15 protein-coding genes are annotated in these 16,086 nt (G+C 74.8%); 5 read left to right on the top strand and 10 right to left on the bottom strand.

What is annotated here, in order from left to right; all coding sequences use genetic code 11:
• Positions 1-97: 97 nt before the first annotated feature.
• The 8 genes from galK to ACZ6NC_RS01720 all read right to left on the bottom strand — a co-directional run bounded on the left by galK (position 98) and on the right by ACZ6NC_RS01720 (position 9,772).
• Positions 98-1,234: a galactokinase gene (galK, locus tag ACZ6NC_RS01755; RefSeq protein WP_465727855.1), complete on the bottom strand. Its 1,137-nt coding sequence runs from the start codon at positions 1,232-1,234 to the stop codon at positions 98-100.
• Positions 1,231-2,349: a galactose-1-phosphate uridylyltransferase gene (gene galT, locus ACZ6NC_RS01750; RefSeq protein WP_465727853.1), complete on the bottom strand. Its 1,119-nt coding sequence runs from the start codon at positions 2,347-2,349 to the stop codon at positions 1,231-1,233. The genes galK and galT overlap by 4 nt, the downstream gene beginning before the upstream one ends.
• Before the next feature lie 194 nt (positions 2,350-2,543).
• Entirely contained in the window at positions 2,544-3,590 is a 1,047-nt protein-coding gene (locus ACZ6NC_RS01745; RefSeq protein WP_465727851.1) for a LacI family DNA-binding transcriptional regulator, read from the bottom strand.
• A gap of 25 nt (positions 3,591-3,615) precedes the next feature.
• Positions 3,616-5,331, bottom strand: a complete 1,716-nt coding sequence (locus tag ACZ6NC_RS01740; RefSeq protein WP_465727849.1) for a glycoside hydrolase family 36 protein — start codon at positions 5,329-5,331, stop codon at positions 3,616-3,618.
• A gap of 2 nt (positions 5,332-5,333) precedes the next feature.
• Positions 5,334-6,170 carry a carbohydrate ABC transporter permease gene (locus ACZ6NC_RS01735; RefSeq protein ID WP_465727847.1) on the bottom strand — a complete coding sequence of 279 codons (837 nt, stop codon included), beginning with the start codon at positions 6,168-6,170 and terminating at the stop codon, positions 5,334-5,336.
• Positions 6,167-7,105 (bottom strand): carbohydrate ABC transporter permease, encoded by a 939-nt coding sequence (locus tag ACZ6NC_RS01730; protein WP_465727845.1) that lies wholly within the window; start codon positions 7,103-7,105, stop codon positions 6,167-6,169. The genes ACZ6NC_RS01735 and ACZ6NC_RS01730 overlap by 4 nt, the downstream gene beginning before the upstream one ends.
• Positions 7,102-8,445, bottom strand: a complete 1,344-nt coding sequence (locus tag ACZ6NC_RS01725; protein WP_465727843.1) for an ABC transporter substrate-binding protein — start codon at positions 8,443-8,445, stop codon at positions 7,102-7,104. Before ACZ6NC_RS01725 ends, ACZ6NC_RS01730 begins: the two co-directional genes overlap by 4 nt.
• A 184-nt stretch (positions 8,446-8,629) precedes the next feature.
• On the bottom strand, positions 8,630-9,772 hold the full coding sequence (locus ACZ6NC_RS01720) for an aminotransferase class V-fold PLP-dependent enzyme (RefSeq protein ID WP_465727841.1): 1,143 nt from the start codon (positions 9,770-9,772) through the stop codon (positions 8,630-8,632).
• A 235-nt stretch (positions 9,773-10,007) separates the two neighbouring features.
• Here ACZ6NC_RS01720 and ACZ6NC_RS01715 point away from each other — a divergent pair, with 235 nt between their 5' ends.
• The 3 genes from ACZ6NC_RS01715 to ACZ6NC_RS01705 all read left to right on the top strand — a co-directional run bounded on the left by ACZ6NC_RS01715 (position 10,008) and on the right by ACZ6NC_RS01705 (position 12,421).
• Positions 10,008-10,673 (top strand): hypothetical protein, encoded by a 666-nt coding sequence (locus tag ACZ6NC_RS01715; protein WP_465727839.1) that lies wholly within the window; start codon positions 10,008-10,010, stop codon positions 10,671-10,673.
• Between the two features lie 92 nt (positions 10,674-10,765).
• Positions 10,766-11,479: an SMI1/KNR4 family protein gene (locus ACZ6NC_RS01710; RefSeq protein ID WP_465727837.1), complete on the top strand. Its 714-nt coding sequence runs from the start codon at positions 10,766-10,768 to the stop codon at positions 11,477-11,479.
• 168 nt (positions 11,480-11,647) lie between these two features.
• Complete coding sequence (locus ACZ6NC_RS01705) at positions 11,648-12,421, top strand: GNAT family N-acetyltransferase (protein ID WP_465727835.1); 774 nt, start codon at positions 11,648-11,650, stop codon at positions 12,419-12,421.
• Positions 12,422-12,493: 72 nt separating this feature from the next.
• Here the strand turns inward: ACZ6NC_RS01705 and ACZ6NC_RS01700 are convergent, their stop codons facing one another.
• Together ACZ6NC_RS01700 and ACZ6NC_RS01695 are read right to left on the bottom strand one after the other, a co-directional pair.
• A complete protein-coding gene (locus ACZ6NC_RS01700; RefSeq protein ID WP_465727833.1) occupies positions 12,494-13,102 on the bottom strand; it encodes a GNAT family N-acetyltransferase in 609 nt (202 codons plus the stop codon).
• A complete protein-coding gene (locus tag ACZ6NC_RS01695) occupies positions 13,099-14,016 on the bottom strand; it encodes a LysR family transcriptional regulator (protein ID WP_465727831.1) in 918 nt (305 codons plus the stop codon). The genes ACZ6NC_RS01700 and ACZ6NC_RS01695 overlap by 4 nt, the downstream gene beginning before the upstream one ends.
• An 87-nt stretch (positions 14,017-14,103) precedes the next feature.
• Between ACZ6NC_RS01695 and ACZ6NC_RS01690 the strand changes: the two genes are divergently transcribed.
• Entirely contained in the window at positions 14,104-15,084 is a 981-nt protein-coding gene (locus ACZ6NC_RS01690; RefSeq protein ID WP_465727829.1) for an NAD-dependent epimerase/dehydratase family protein, read from the top strand.
• Position 15,085: 1 nt separating this feature from the next.
• The gene (locus ACZ6NC_RS01685) at positions 15,086-15,979 is read left to right on the top strand and encodes an aldo/keto reductase (protein WP_465727827.1); all 894 of its coding nucleotides are present in this window, start codon (positions 15,086-15,088) and stop codon (positions 15,977-15,979) included.
• Positions 15,980-16,086 lie beyond the last annotated feature (107 nt).

The following is a 16,086-nucleotide window of genomic DNA, read 5'->3' as shown; positions in this document are numbered from 1 at the left end:
GCCCCCCCCCCCCCCCCCCCCCCCCCCCCCCCCCCCCCCCCCCCCCCCCCCCCCCCCCGCGCCCGTGCCGTCCTGTGCCGTCCCGTGCCGTCGACGGTCAGGTGAGGTGGCGGGCTCCCTCGGCGGGGAGAGTGGGAAAGATCCGCGGCTCGGTGTGGCCGGCGGCCCGGAAGGCGGCGGTGACCCCGGTGGTGACGGCCTCGGCGGCGCGGTCGGGCACCAGGGCGATGACGGAGCCGCCGAAGCCGCCGCCGGTCATCCGGGCACCGAGTGCCCCGGCGGCGACGGCCGCCTCGACCGCGAGGTCCGTCTCGGCGCAGGAGACCCGGAAGTCGTCGCGCAGGGAGGCGTGGCCGGCGGTGAGGATGGGGCCGAGCGCGGCGGGGTCGGCCGCGTCGAGCAGCGCCACCGCCTCCCGGACCCGGTCGTTCTCGGTCACCACGTGCCGCACCAAAGGCCGCAACTCATCGGGGAGTTGAGCGCGAGCGTGGTCGAGGTCGGCAGCCGGGAGGTCGCGCAGCGCGGGAAGGCCGAGCAGGGCGGCGGCACGTTCGCAGCCGGCCCGCAGCGCGGCGTACGCGCCGTCGCCGAGGTCGTGCTTGACCCGGGTGTCGATGACCAGCAGGGTCAGGCCGGCGGCGGCGAGGTCGAACGGGACCTGTCGGGCGCTGAGGTCGCGGGTGTCGAGGTGGAGGGCGGCACCCTCGTGGCAGCACATCGACGCCATCTGGTCCATCACCCCGCACGGGACGCCGACGAACCCGTTCTCGGCCCGCTGTGCCAGCAGGGCCAACTGCCGGCGGTCCAGGTCGAGTCGGTGGAGGTCGCGGTAGGCGATGGCGACGGCGCACTCCAGGGCGGCCGAGGAGGAGAGGCCGGCGCCGGCCGGGACGTCGCTGTCGAGCAGCAGGTCGGCGCCGCCGACCGGGTGGCCGGCCTCGCGCAGCGCCCAGACGACGGCGGCGGGGTAGGCGGCCCAGCCGTCCACGGCCCCGGGTGCGAGATCGTCGACGGCCAGCTCGACCGGCGGGCCGTCGCTGCGGGTGGAGTGCACGCGCAGCAGGCCGTCGTCACGACGGCGGGCCTGGGCGCGGACGGTCTGCGGGAGTCCGATCGGGAGGACGAACCCGTCGTTGTAGTCGGTGTGTTCGCCGATCAGGTTGACCCGGCCGGGCGCGGCCCATGCGCCGTCGGGGGCGTGGCCGTAGAGCTGCCGGAAGGCGGCGGCACTCATCGGGCGACCTCCCGCAGGCGGCGGGCGGCGTCCTCGGGGGCGACGTCGTTCATGAAGGCCTCCATGCCGGACTCGGTGCCGGCCAGGTACTTGAGCTTCTCGGCGGTGCGGCGCACGGTGAACAGTTCGAGGTGGAGCGCGAGTTCGTCCCCGCCGACGGCGGGCGCCTGGTGCCACGCGGAGATGTAGGGCGCCCGGATCGGCGTCTGCGGCGTGCCGAAGAGGCGATCGAAGCGGCGGAGCAGGTCGAGGTAGAGGCCGGGGAGTTCGGCGCGTTCGTCCTCGGCGAGGTGGGTGAGGTCGGGGACGCGGCGGTGCGGGTGGAGGTGGACTTCGTAGGGCCAGCGGGCGGCGAACGGCACGAACGCCGTCCAGTGCTCGCCGGCCGCCACCACCCGTGCGGGGTCGGCGCGTTCGGCGGCCACCAGGTCCTCGAAGAGGTTGCGGCCGGTGGCGGCGCGGTGGCGGGCGGCCTGCTCGGCCATGCGGGTGGTGCGCGGGGTGGTGAAGGGCAGGGCGTAGATCTGGCCGTGCGGGTGGGCGAGGGTGACGCCGATCTCGGTGCCGCGGTTCTCGAAGCAGTAGACCTGCCGGACGCCGGGCAGGGCGGCGAGCTCGGCGGTGCGGTCGGTCCAGGCGTCCAGCACCAGCCGTGCGCGTTCCTCGTCCAGGTCGGCGAAGGAGGCGTCGTGGTCGGCGGTGAAGCAGACCACCTCGCACCGGCCGGCCGCGGGCCGCGCCGTGCGCAGCGGGTCCTCGCCGGCCGGGGCGGCGGTGCCGGGCAGGCCGGCCAGCGAGGGGAAGCGGTTCTCGAAGACCGCGACCTGGTACTCCTCGGCCGGGATCTCGCTCAGCCGGCCGCCCCGGGAGGGGCAGAGCGGGCACTCGTCGGCCGGCGGGTGGTAGATCCGGGCCTGGCGGTGCGCCGCGATGGTGACCCAGGCACCGGTGGCCGCGTCCAGGCGGATCTCGGAGCCACCGGAGGGCCGGTCCAGCGGACGGCGGTCGGTGGCGTCCCGGTCGGGCGCCGGACCGCGGTCGTAGTAGATCAGCTCACGCCCGTCGGCCAGCCTGGTCACGGTCCTGCTGGTCGGTGCGGCGGTGGTCTCGGCCATCTGTTCTTCGTCTTCCTTGCACGGCGACATGAGCAAACATTATCGAACATTACTCAACAGGGAAGCTCACAGGAAGGGCCCGCGTGGACGACACGCGGGCCCGAGGGTGCGAACGGTGGCCAGCGGCCTGCCGGCGGAGACTGGCGGCCTGCCGGCGAAGAACCGGCGGAGAACCGGCCGAGAACCGGCCCGGACTACTCCGAGCTGGCCCGGACGACGAGCTCGGCGGCCAGCACCTGGCCGGCGGCGGGCACGGACCGGCCCCGGACCTGGGCGAGCAGCAGCCGCACCAGGGCGGAGGCTATGGCGCGCAGCGGCAGCCGGACGGAGGTCAGCGCGGGGTGCAGGTGCCGGCAGAGCGGGGTGTCGTGGAAGCCGGTCACGGCGATCCCGCGCCCGACGGCCAGGCCCTCGGCGCGGATCGCCTCGTAGACGTCCAGGGCCGACAGGTCGCTCTCGGCCGCCACCGCCGTCGGCCGGTCCGGGCCGCGCAGCAGGGCGCGGAGCGCGGCCACCCCCGGCGCACCGGCCACCCCCGGCGCACCTGGCCCGCCCGGCGGCGGCTGCACCACGTCCAGGCCCAGCCGGCGGGCCTCGGCGTGGAAGCCCTCGCGCCGCGCCGCCATCCACGGCAGGTCCGCGGCGGAGGCGGCGAAGCCGACCCTGCGGTGGCCGCGCGCCGCCAGGTGCCGGACCACGTCGGCCATCGCCGCGCCGTTGTCGATGTCCACCCAGTGCTGCGGCAGGTCGGGCGCGGTGCGGCCGAAGGCGGCGAACGGCACGCCGGCCCGGGCCGCCCTGGCGACCCGGGCGTCGTCGTGCAACACGTCCGCGAAGACCAGGCCGTCCACCTGACGGGCCGCCACCAGCTCGTCGATCGCCGCCCGGGCCGCCGCCTCGCCCGGCGCCGGGCGGACCAGCAGGACGCGGTGCCCCTCTGCGGCGGCCGCGTCCACCAGGGCCTCCAGGAAACCCGCCATCAGCGGGTTCGGGTCGAACGGGTCGTCCACCGGGGCGAGGTAGCCGATCGTGCGCCGCTCGCCGGTGCGCAGCGAGCGGGCCGACTGGTCGGGGCGGTAGCCGAGCTCCTCGATGGCCGAAGTGACCCGGGCCAGGGTGTCGGGGTGGACGCGGTGGGGGGCGTTGATGGTGTTGGAGACGGTCTGACGGGACACGCCCGCCGCGTGGGCGACCTCCGCGATGGTGGTGGCGCGGCGCGGCGGGCGTGCTCCCTCGGTCATCGGTGCTCCGTAAGGTGTCGGGCGGCTACGCCTGCGGCCGGCGCAGGGTCAGCAGTCCCCCGCGGGGGACGGTGACGACGCCGTCGCCGGCCAGGTCGGCGGTGTCGCTACGGACGATACGCCCGCGGGCGTCGTGGACGGTGACCGTGGCCTCGCCGCGGACGCCCAGCACGCGCACCTCGGGGTCGTCGTCGGCGTTGGCGACGAGCAGGGTGTGCCACGGGCCGGCACCGGGCCGCACGGGCAGCGGGGCGTAGCGGGCGACGGCCACCGTCCCGTCGCCGGTCGCGGTCACCATCGGGTAGCCCAGGTCGGGCCGGGCCGGGCGGAGCTCGCCGAGCTGCAGGGTGGACAGGTGTTCGCGGACGACGCCGAGCCAGAAGGCGAGGGCCTCGCGCTGTTCCGGGCTCTGGGCCGCCAGGTCGACGGAGATCTGCGGGACGGCGAAGAGGACGTTGATCAGGTGGCAGGCGACCTGCTCGGCCGGCTCGGCCGGATGCCACATGAGCATGTCGGCGTGGACCGCGACCGGCCCGGCGACCAGCCGCAGGTCGATGGTGCGCTGCCGGTTCTCCTGCGGGCTGAGCGGGCAGTCGGTGGCGCGGATCATGGTGGTGTACGGCCAGAGGCCGGGGCTGGTGTAGGGCTGGCGGTGCTCGGTCATCGCCTCCGGCTGCACGGCGGTGATCCGGCGGTGGATCGCGGCGAGCAGCCGTTCGACGCCCTCGTCGACGGTGGCGCAGTCCGCCCCCGGGCCGGCGGCCGGCGGATCCGGGACGGCGAACCAGTCGATGAAGTCGATCTTCAGTCCGTCCATCCCCCACTCCTCGACGGCCCGGGCCAGGCGGTCGGTGAGGTGGTCGCGGACGGCCGGGTGGCGGGGGTCGGCGACGACGGCGCCCATGTGCGGGGCGTCGGCGAGCGCGTGGTGGCCGAGCCGCTCCCAGGCCGCGCTCTCCTTGCCGATGAACGGCAGGGCGTACCAGAGCAGGTACCGGACGCCGAGGTCGTGGACGCGGCCGACGTGGGCGGCGGTGTCGGGCAGCGAGAGGGGTTCCCAGTCGCCGCAGTGGGCATAGCCGCGGGTGCGGTCGCGGGTCATCCAGCCGTCGTCGACGATGATCGTGTCGAGGCCGAGGGCCTTGCCGAGGGCGGCCTGGGTCTCCACGGCCTGCGGGGTGACGTTCTGCTGGAGCGTGTACCAGGTGGAGTAGGCGGGTCGGCGGGCGGCTTCGGGGACGTGGGCCGGCCGGCCGCTCCCCCACCACCGGGCGAGGTCGGCCAGGCTGCGGGCGAAGTGCCGGCGGGAGGTGTCGATCCGGACGGTGAGGCGTCCGGTGGCCTGGGCCCAGAAGCGGAACTCGCCGTTCTCCTCGACGACTCCCGCGCCGGCCAGGACGTCGGCGCGGTCTGCGGCGAAGGCGCAGAGCGCGACGTCGCCGGTGCCGATCAGGGCGGCGACCGGCGCGCCCTTGGCGAGGCCGGTGCGGCGCGGGGCGCTCCAGGCGGCGGGCAGCCAGCCGGTGCCGCGGGGTTCGGGGGTCCAGAAGGCGGTGGCGTCGACGCAGGGGACGCGCCACTCGATCCAGGTCTCGCCGTCGCTCTCGGCGGTCACCTCGGTCACGCCCTCGGCGATCGGGCGGGCCGTGGCGTCGCCGCTCACCCGCAGGTCCAGGCCCTCGGCCGGCAGCGGCCTTAGTGCGCCGGCGGCGGGGGCGTGCGGCTCCCAGACGTCGTCCATGGTCAGCCTTTCGTGGCGCCGGCCAGCAGGCCGGAGATGAACTGCCGTTGGAGGACCAGGAAGAGGACCATCATCGGCAGGGTGGACAGGGCGGTTCCGGCGAGGATGGCACCGTAGTCGGTGGTGGCCTCGCTGGCGTGGAGGGTGGCGAGGGCCACCGGCAGGGTGTGCATCTCGGGGCTGCGCAGGGCGATCAGCGGCCACACGAACTGGTTCCAGGACCCGAGGAAGAGGAAGATCGCCAGGGCGGCCAGCGCCGGGCGCATGACGGGGACGACCACGCTCCACAGCACCCGCAGCTCACCGGCGCCGTCGACCCGGGCGGCGTCCAGCAGTTCGTCCGGCATGCTGCTCAGGGCCTGGCGCATCAGGAAGATCGCGAACGGCACGCAGAGGCCGGGCAGGACCACGGCCTGGTAGCTGTCGAGCAGGCCCAGCGACATCATCATCTTGAACAGCGGGACCAGCATCACCTGTTCGGGCACCACCAGGGTGGAGAGCAGCAGGGCGAACAGGACGGTGCGGCCGCGGAACCGGAACTTGGCGAAGGCGTAGCCGGCGAGCAGCGCGACGACCAGCGCGCCGACGGTCTGCAAGCCGGCGATGGCCAGGGAGTTGAGGACGACCCGGCCGAGGCCGATCTTGGCATTGAGGTGGTCGAGGTTGTCGCCGAGGTGGCCGCCGGGTAGCAGGTGCGGCGGCCAGTCGAAGATCTCGGAGTCCGAGCGGGTCGCGGCCATCACCAGCCAGTAGAAGGGGCCGACGGAGAGGCCGGTCACGCCCGCCAGGACGAGGGTCAGGGGCCAGCCGCGCAGTCGCGCGGACCTGCCGGTGCTCATGGGCGTTCTCCCATCAGGCGCATCTGGGCCGCGCCGAGCACCGACACGAGCAGGGTGAGCGCGTAGGCGATGGCCGAGGCGTAGCCGAAGTCGAAGTAGCGGAAGCCGTTGTCGTACAGGTACATCGACACGGTGAGGGTGGCGTTGTCCGGGCCGCCGCGGGTCAGCACGTAGGGCTCGTCGAAGAGCTGGAGGGTGCCGATGGTGGAGAGCACGACGGTGAACAGCAGCACGGGGCGCAGGGCGGGCAGGGTGACGGCGGTGAAGCGGCGCAGGGCGCCGGCGCCGTCCATCATCGCCGCCTCGTACAGCTCCCTGGGGATGCCCTGCAGGCCGGCCAGGTAGATGACGGCGTTGTAGCCGGTGTAGTGCCAGGTGAGGACGAGGACGACGGCCATCCGGGACCAGAAGGGGCTGCCGAGCCAGTCGACGCCGGGCAGGCCGAGCTGTTCGAGGAGGTGGTTGACGGCGCCCTGGCGGTTGTTGAGGAGGAAGGCGAAGACCACGCCGGTGGCGACCAGGCCGGTGACGGCGGGCATGAAGACGCCGAGGCGCCAGACCGTGCGCCACCGGACGAACACCGAGTTGATGCCGACGGCCAGGCCCAGCGCGAGTACGAGCATCAGCGGGACCTGGACGACCAGGATCCGGGCGGTGTTGCCGAGGGCGGTCCAGAACAGCGGGTCGTGGAGCAGGCGCCGGTAGTTGGCCGCGCCGGCGTTGTGGGTGGCCGCGCCGGAACCGGTGGTCAGCGACAGCAGCAGCGAGGAGACGATCGGATAGGCCTTGAACACCGCGAAGGTGACCAGGGCGGGGGCGAGCAGCAGGTACGGCACCGCCCGGCGGCGCCAGCGCGGCCGGGGGCGCGGCGCGGGCCGGCGGGCACGCGGCGCCGCCCTCCCGGCCGGGGCGGCGGTTCGGGTGGTCGTGGTCACCGGATCTTGCGCCCGGTCTGCTGGGCGAGCTGCTTGGCGGCGTCCTGGAGCACGGCGGCCGGGTCGCCGCCCTTGAGGAAGACCTTCACCTGGGCGTCGCTGGCGAGCTTGAGGGCGCGGGCGAAGTCGGCGGAGTAGTTGGTGGCGTCGGCGCCTTCGGAGAGCAGGCCGGTGAACGTCCTCAGGACGGGCTGTCCGCCGTAGTAGGCGCTGGGCGCAGAGTACATCGGGTCCTCGTAGGCGGCGGTCAGGGCGGGGAAGACGCCGCCGGAGGTGAACATGGCGTTGACCGAGGCGGGCCGGGTGAGCGCGTACTCGACGAACTTCCAGGCCGCGGCGCGGCGCGGGCTGGAGCCGGCGACGGTCAGGTAGGTGGAGTTGACGATCGCGGTGCGCCGGCCGCCGGGGGTGACCGCCGGGGGCCGGGTGAGGCGCCAGGTGCCGCTCTGGTCGGGAAACTTGGCCTCGAAGTAGTGCGCGGCCCAGGCCGGCTGCGGGCCGGTGGCGAGCTTCCCGGCCTTCATCAGGTTGCGCCAGCCGTGGTCGCCGGCGGCGTCCGCGACCAGTCCGGCCTCGTCGAGGCGCTTGATGATCGTCATCGCCCGGACCGCCTCCGGGGAGCCGAGGGTGATGTCGCCCTTCAGGTCGAAGTAGAAGGCGCCCTGGAGCTGCATCAGCGCCTGCAGGAAGTCGAGGTCGGCGCTGGGGGTGGCGGGCTTGCTGAGGCCGATCAGGGCGATCCCGGGGTTGGCGGCCTTGAACCGGTCGGCGATGGCGAGCACGTCGTCCCAGGTCTGGAAGGTCGTCGGATCGACGCCCGCCTTGTCGAACATGTCCTTGCGGTAGAAGAAGCCGAGCGGGTTGACCTCCCAGGGCAGCGCGTGGACGCGGCCGTCCTTTCCGGTGACGACGGGCCAGAGCCCTTGGGCGAACTTGTCCTTGTGGGCATCCGCGCCCAGCGCGGAGAGGTCGGCCAGGCCGCCGGGGAACTTCTCCATGTAGCCGGGCAGGTAGTCGCAGCCGATGTGCAGGACGTCACCCAGGCCCTGGCCGCCGGCCGCCATGCCTACGGTGATCTTGTCCCAGATCGCCGGCTCGCCGAGGTCCTGGACATCGACCTTGATCCCGGGGTTGTCCTTCTCGAAGGCCGGGACGACGCCGCGCAGGGCTTCGGCCGCGGTGGCCCAGGACCAGACGGTGACCGTGCCGGTGGCGGCGTCCCCGCCCTGGGCGACGTCGCCGCCGGAGCCGGAACAGGCGGACATCGCACCGCCGGCGGCCAGGGCCAGCAGGCCGGCTCCGGAGGCGCGCAGCAGATCGCGACGGGAAAGGTGTGACATTGCATTCCTCTCTGAGGGGTGGCCCGATTCAGGGGGCGGGCCTGGTCCTACGGGGCTTGCGACTGCGGGGGGTGAGGCTGCCCGACGGGTGAGGGTGTTCGGGGCTTGAGGGCGTTCGGGGCTTGAGGGTGCTTGCGGCCCGAGGGTGCTCGACCCTTCGGCAGCGGGTGACCGTGCGTACCGGTCAGGTGGCGGCGGCGCGCTTCAGCGCCTCGGCCAGCCGCGCGGCGGCGTACGGGTCGTCGGTGCTGGCGTGCGGCGACAGCCGGATCCAGTCGGCGCGCCGGGTGGTGGCCAGGCCGGCCCGGGTCAGCGCGTCGTGGACGGCCTGCGGGTCGGCGCCGGGCAGCCGCAGCCGGGCGATCCCGCTGACACCGGCCGCCCCGCCGCCGGGCTCCGGGCCGCCGGAGGTCTCGGCGCCGGCGGCCCGGGCGGCGTCGAGCAGGACGCCGAGCACCTCGCCGATCCGGGCGTTGATCCGCCCGACACCGACGTCCCGGACCAGTGCGAGGCCGGCGCCCAGCGCGGCGACGGCCGGGCCGTCCGGATTGGTGAGCGTGTGCGCGACGGCGCCCGGCCGGACGGGGCGCGGGTGGTCGGGCGCGTCGATCGGGTCGAGCACGCCCGACCAGCCGCCGAGCCCGGGCGCGAGCAGCCCGGCCGCCCGGTCACGGACCATCAGGAGAGCGGCGCCCCAGCCGGACCGGAGCCACTTCTGGCCACCGGAGGCGAGCACGTCCGCGGCGTCGGCGGCGAACTCCACCGCACCCAGCGCCTGCACCGCGTCCACGACCAGGACCCGCCCCGGGCCGATCACGTCCTTGATCTCGGCCAGCGGCGCACGGAACCCGGTGGCGCCGTCCACCGCACAGACCGAGACGGCGCGGACCCGCTCGTCCAGGTGCTCCCGCACCACGTCGGCGGTGACGGGGTTGTCCAGCAGCCGTACCGTCAGGCCGCCGTTCCCGGCGGCCCGCAGCCAGGGGTAGAGCGCGCCGGGGAAGTCCGACCGGCCGACCAGGACGGTACTCCCCGGCGGCGCGGCGCCGAAGGCGTGGGCCGCGGCGAACATGCCGTGCGAGGTCGAGCCGACGAACGCGATCTCGTGCGGCGCGCACCCGAGGAGCTCCGCCGCCGTCCGCGCCGCCCCCTCCCCCTCCGCGTCCAGGGAGTGCAGCGCATCCCAGCCCCGGCGGCGGATCTGCGTGGCCGACCGGACCAGCACCTCGTGCACCACGGCCGACACCGGCCCGAACCGCGCGAAGTCCAGATACCCGGCCGGTTCGCCGAACTGCCGCAGATACTCCGGGACAGAGCGCACCGGCATGAGATCCCTCCCGAATTTGAACGTTCAAATCCCCAAAACCGAGCAGAACCAAACACGCCTGCGGGGTGGGAGACAGCAAACGCTCACCCTCGCGGCCCCGTCAACCCCTCTGCACGGCCGACCGCCACCCCGAGACCCTTCCGTTACCCGCCCGGGGTCACCTCACCGGGCGGCGAGGTGACCCCGGGCGGCGGTGTGCCAGGCTGTCCCCGACCGACCGGAGGGGATCACCGCCATGCACACACCGAGCCGACCCGAGGACCTCGACCCAGCCGCCCGTGTCTGGGCGCGCGCCGTCACGTTCGCCCTGCTTCAGGCCGCCCGGGGGGACACCGAGGGCTACTGGTTGGACGAGGACGGCGTCTGGTGCGACGCCACGGCCGGCTCGTACTGGTGGCGCGTCACCAAGGTGGCCGACGGGCAGGTGGTGTTCTGCGGCCAGGACTCCGACGGCAGCGAGACCCACATCGACGGCCGGCAGATCGACTTCCTGGCCGGCGGCCCGGCGTGGCTGCCCTGGAAGCAGCTGCGCGAGGACGCCCAGGGCAATCTGTTCGGCTTCGTCTACTGGTCGCACGGCGACGGCTGGGAGCGCATCCCGTACCCCGACGCCCTGGACGACGACGGGCTGGCCGGGGCCACCCCCTGGCTGGGCTCGGCCCGGGAGTTCGCCGACGAGGCGGCCGGCCTGGCCGACGTCGCGCGCGCGGACACGGCCGCCTTCACCGCCGCCCTCGACCGCTTCGTCCACCACGCCGAGACCGGCACCGTGGACGCCGCCCTGGTCGCCGAGCTGCTCGCGGCCGCCGGCCCCGGGGGCGAGCAGCGCCCACTGCGGCCGGAGCCGGCGCTGGAGGTCGCCGTCCGCGCGGGGCTCACCGGGTCAGCCCTGCAGGGCTGACCCGGGCCGCGAAGCAAGGGGGCGGTTCGGCCTGCGCAGCCGACCGCCCCGGCCGGCCGCCGGGTGTCCGACAGCTCGGTTAGCGTGGACGCATGATCTTCGCTGACGTCCTCACGACACGGCTGCGGGCGCTGGCCACCCGCGTTCCGTTCGACCTCGCGGTCCGTCCCGGAGCGACGGGCGACGACTTCGACGGCTGGCCCGTCCCGGTGCCGCCCGAAGCCCGCGAACTACTGGGACGCCTGGGCGGCTTCGCGGTGCCGCCGTACGAGTTCACGCTGACGGGCCACCCCCGCCAATCCCACGACCACGGCCTCCCGCACCCGCACTGGCTGGTCACCGACGACGGCGGTGGCGGCGTCACCTGGGTCGACATCGAGGCCGACGGCCGCTGGGGCCAGGTGCTGATGCAGTACCGCGAGGGCGGACTCTTCGTCGAGGCCGACTCGCTGCCCGACTGGCTGGACCGATTGATCGGCACGGCGGAGGAGCTGGTCGACGACACCGGCTTCGAGGACGGCATCCAGCCGTACACCGACGATTTCTGGGACCTCCTGAACCTGGACGGCCCCACACTGCCGCTGTACCCGGCGGCCGAGCTGCGGAGCCCCGGCACGGACCCGGTGGTCGCCGAACTCGCCACCCGGGTACCGGACGACGCGCTGATAGCCGACCTCCGCGGCGCCCGGCCGGGCAGCCGGGCCCGGTTCGACCGGGCGCTCAGGCGGTACCGCCTCGAACGGGCCGCCGACGGCGCGGTGTTCGCCGCCGTCCCCCCGGACCGGGAGCAGAAGCGTCCGCAGTGAGCCCCCGTCCGCAGCCCTGCCCGAGGAGGACCGCCAGAGGAGGACGGCCGTGGCCGCCGCCCACCGGCCGGCCGGGCCGGCGCGAGGCGGTCGCCGATCCGGGGCCGGAGGTCACCACAGTGCGGAAACACCCGTCCCCCATCGCGGCCCAGAGCCTACGCTCGACCCATGCCGGGCACCGAACTCCAGCGGATCAACGCCTTCCTGTCGGCCTTCGCCCGCCGCCAGGCCACCCGCACCGTCGATATCCCGGGCGGCTTCGCCGTCTTCGACGACGACTTCGCGCTCTCCTATTCGAACAACCAGCTCGTCATCGACGGCTCCGGCCGAGACGTCGACCCCGAGGCGTTGCCCATCCTCGCGGAGGAGGCCCTGGGGCAGCTGTCCCACCGGTTGATCTCCGTCCTGGACGACGAGGTCGCCAGGGCGTGCGCCGAGCCGTTGACCCAGGCTGGCTACGCACACTCCGTCTACCTCGTCATGCTGCACACGGGGCCGGTCCCGGTGGCCGCCCGGCAGGCGGAGGAGGTGGAGCTCGACGCGCTGCGCGACCCGGCGGCCCGGAGTTGGAGCCGGTTCCTGCCGGGCGTGGACGACGCGGTCCTCCGCCACCTCGTCGACCGGCGCGAGGCGCGCCGCCGTGGCGCGGACGTCGTCCGCTTCCTCGGGTCCCGTTCGGAGGATGGCGGGGTCGCCTCCTGGGCCGACCTGTACCTGGACCCGGCAACGGGTGTCGCCCAGGTCGAGGACCTGGTCACCGCGGAGGCCCATCTCCGTCGCGGTCACGGCGACGCCGTGCTGGCCGCCGCCCTTCGGCAGGCTGTCGACGCGAGCTGCGGTACGCGCTTCCTCACGGCGGACGCGGACGACTGGCCGCGCCGCTGGTACGAGCGGCGCGGGTTCTCGGTCATCGGCCGCTCGCATGGCTTCCAACGCACCTGACGCACCCTGAGCCGGGCGCGCCCAACGGTGTCGAGCGCAGGCCCGGCGCCCGCGGCCGGGCCGGCGGCCCGCTCAACGGGCCGGGCGCCACATGGTGGTGACGACGTGGCCGGTGGCGGTGGTGAGTTCGTCGCGGGGGCTGAAGCCGAGGCTCCGGTAGCGGGCCAGGTTGGCGGGGTTGGAGGACTCCAGGTACGCGGGGGCGCCGAGCGCGTCGATCCGGGCCAGGCTCTCGGCGAGCAGGCCCATGCCCAGCCCCTTGCCGCGGTGGTCGTCGTGGGTGCCGAGCAGGGTGAGGTAGAAGCACGGCTCCTCGGGGGCGACCGCGTACAGCTGGTCGTAGATCGCCAGGATCGCCTTGGCCGTCTCCTCGTCGGTGGTCCTGGTCAGCAGGCCTTCCAGCCCGTTCTCCTCCTCCTCGGTGAGCTCGCGCCCGCCCGGCGGGATCCAGACAGCGGCGGCCTCGACGCCCGGGGTCACCAGCAGCCACGGGTAGCGCAGCGCCGATTCGGCGTAGAGCCGCCACATCACGGCCGCCTGCGCGGCGCGCCGCTCGACGTCGGGGAAGGCCGGGCCCCAGAGCGGGTCGTGGAAGAACGCGCTGGTGAGGGTGGACACGACGGCGTCGAGGTCCTCGGGGGTGGCCGTCCGCACCGGGACGTGAGGGTAGGGGGAGGTCATCCGCCCACCCTAGACGGCGCCCCGGCCGTGTGCTCGCGGAGCAGCCCGGCCAGTGCCTCGGCGTACGGGCGGGGGCGGCGGCGGGCGAGGGCGACGCCGAAGTGGCGGGCGGGGCGCGGCGGCTGCACCGGGACCACCCGGGTACCGGGCTGCGCCGGTTCGAGGGCGACGTGCGGGACGAGCGAGACCCCGACGCCGGCGGCGACCAGCGAGCGGGCGAAGAAGTAGTCGGTGGTGGAGCCGGCCACCCGGAGTTCGAAGCCGGCCAGTGCGGCGTGCCGGCGCAGGAAGTCCTCGGTCTTGAGGCAGCCCAGCACCCAGCGTTCCTCGGCGAGTTCGGCCAGGTCGACGGCGTCCCGGTCGGCCAGCGGGTGGCCGTCCGGCAGCACCACCGAGAGCGGGTCGTCCATCAGCGGCGTCCAGTCGAGGCCGGAGCGGTCACCCGGGAGGACGGGCAGCGGGCCGTCGAAGTGGTAGGCGAGGGCGAGGTCGGCGGTGCCCTCGCGGACCATCGGCAGGCTGTCCTCGGGTTCCCGCTCCAGGATGCGCAGTTCGACCTCCGGGTGGTCGGCCGTGAACCGGGCCAGCACGGCGGGCAGCAGGTGCCGGCCGCCGCTGGTGAAGGTGGCGAGGGTGAGCCGGGGCCGGTCGGCGCCGAGCCGGCCGATCTGCTCGTGGGCGTTGCGCAGTTCGGCGTCGATCGCGCCGGCCGCCTCCACCAGCAGGCGCCCGGCCTCGGTGAGCCGTACCCCGCGGGTCGAACGCTCCACCACCGCTGTGCCCAGGCCCCGTTCGAGCGCGGCGATCTGCTGGGACACGGCGGACGGGGTGAGCAGCAGGGCGGCTGCCGCCCGGTTGAAGCTGCCGTGCTCGGCGACCGCCTGGAGCATGGTCAGCCGTCGGACGTCGATCATCGCGCTCCCTCGGTCAACAGTTCTGCTGATGACGCGTTCAGCAGGTCGGTAGTTCTGCTGGGGACGATACGCCAGCAGAGTGGGGCCATGCGAAACGTCACGAGCAATCCGCTGCACCGCGTCTGCGTCATCGGCGGCAGCCGGTACTTCGGTCTCCACCTGGTCACCCTGCTGCGCGAGTCCGGCACCCACGTCACCGTGGTCAACCGCGGTACCACCCCGCCGCCGTCCGGTGTCGACCACGTCGTCGCCGACCGGTCGGACGGGGCCGCACTGGCCGCCGCGCTCGGCGACCGGACCTTCGACGCGGTGATCGACCAGGTGCTGTACACCCCGGCCCAGGCGGCGGTGGCCCGACGGGTCTTCGGCGGGCGCACCGGCCGGTACGTGATGACCTCCACGATGGAGGTGTACGACCCGGCGACCTCACCGCTGCTGCGCACCGTGCCGGGAGTGCCGGTGCCCGAGGAGGCCGTCGACCCGGCACACTGGCCGGTGGACCTCGCGCTGCCGTGGCACGATCCGGCGGCGCTCGCCCGGCACTTCGACGAGGCGACCCGCTACGCGGAGGGCAAGCGGCAGGCGGAGGCGGTCCTCGCGGCGGACCCGCCGTTCTCCTGGGCGAGCGTGCGCAGCGCACACGTCCTGGGCGGCGGCGCGCGGGACTTCACCGGCCGGCTGGCCCACTACACGGGGCTGATCGCGGCCGGCCGCCCGGTCGCCGTGCACGCGGAGCCGCAGCCGACCTCCTTCGTCCACCACGAGGAGATCGCCGCCGCCCTGGTGCGGGTGGCCGGCGGGGCGGCGGCCGGCCCAGTCAACGCCTGCTCCGACGAACCGCTCGACGTGGTCGCGCTCTGCGAGCTGGTCGCCGAACGGCTGGGCACCACCGCCCGCTACCGGCGCACGGACGGCGCGGACGCCTCGCCGTTCTCCTTCGACCGCTGGTACCCGATGGCGGGCCGGCGGGCGTCCGAACTCGGCCTGCGCTTCACGCCGACGGCGCAGTGGCTGCCCGGTGCCGTCGACGAGGCCGCTGCCTCCACCACCCCCGGAAAGGCGGCCTGACATGCGACAGCGGACCATCGGCGGTGCCACCGTCGGCGCGATCGGCCTCGGCGCGATGCCGCTCTCGGTCGAGGGCCGCCCGGACGACGCCGCGGCCCTGGCCACCCTGCACGCCGCCCTCGACGCGGGCGTCACCCTGCTCGACACCGCCGACTCCTACCACTGGCACGCGGGCGAACTCGGCCACAACGAGCGGCTGGTGGCGCGTGCCCTGGCCGCCCGGCCGGCGGCCGAGCGGGCGGCCGTGCTGGTCGCCACCAAGGGCGGCCGCGGCCGGCCCGGTGACGGCTCCTGGACGGTCGACGGCCGCCCGGAGCACCTCCGGCGGGCCTGCGAGGGCTCGCTGCGGCGGCTCGGGGTGGAGGCGATCGGCCTCTACCAGCTGCACAAGCCCGACCCGCGGGTGCCGTGGGCCGAGTCGGTGGGCGCCCTGCGCGAGCTGCTGGACGCCGGGAAGATCCGCGCGGCCGGCCTCTCCAACGTGGACGAGCGGCAGATCCTGACGGCCCGGGAGATCCTCGGCCCCGGTCTGGTCGCGGTGCAGAACCGGTTCTCCCCGGCCGTCCGCACCGCCGGGCCGGAACTGCGGCTCAGCGAACGCCTCGGCCTGGCCTTCCTGCCGTGGAGCCCGCTCGGTGGCCTGTCCCGCAGCGTGCTGGACGACCCCGCCGACACCGCCGTCGAGCGCAGCGCCTTCCACCGGATCGCCGCCGCCCGCGGTGTCTCGCCCCAGCAGGTCGGCCTCGCCTGGCTGCTCGCCCTCTCCCCCGCCGTCGTCCCCATCCCCGGCGCCCGCCGCCCCGCCACCATCCGCGACTCCGCCGCGGCCGCCGACCTCGTCCTCGAACCGGCCGAACTCGCGGAGCTGGCCGAACCGTTGATCCTGGGCAGGTGAGCCGGCAGGCAGGCGTGGGGGGGGGGGGGGGGGGGGGGGGGGGGGGGGGGGGGGGGGGGGGGGGGGGGGGGGGGGGTGGGGGGGGGGGGGGGGCTATTCCGTGGCGC

It is taken from the genome of Kitasatospora sp. NPDC041988 (genome assembly GCF_055588525.1).
The sequence above is the reverse complement of the archived record's forward strand: the minus strand, read 5'-3'. Positions and strand labels throughout refer to the sequence as shown.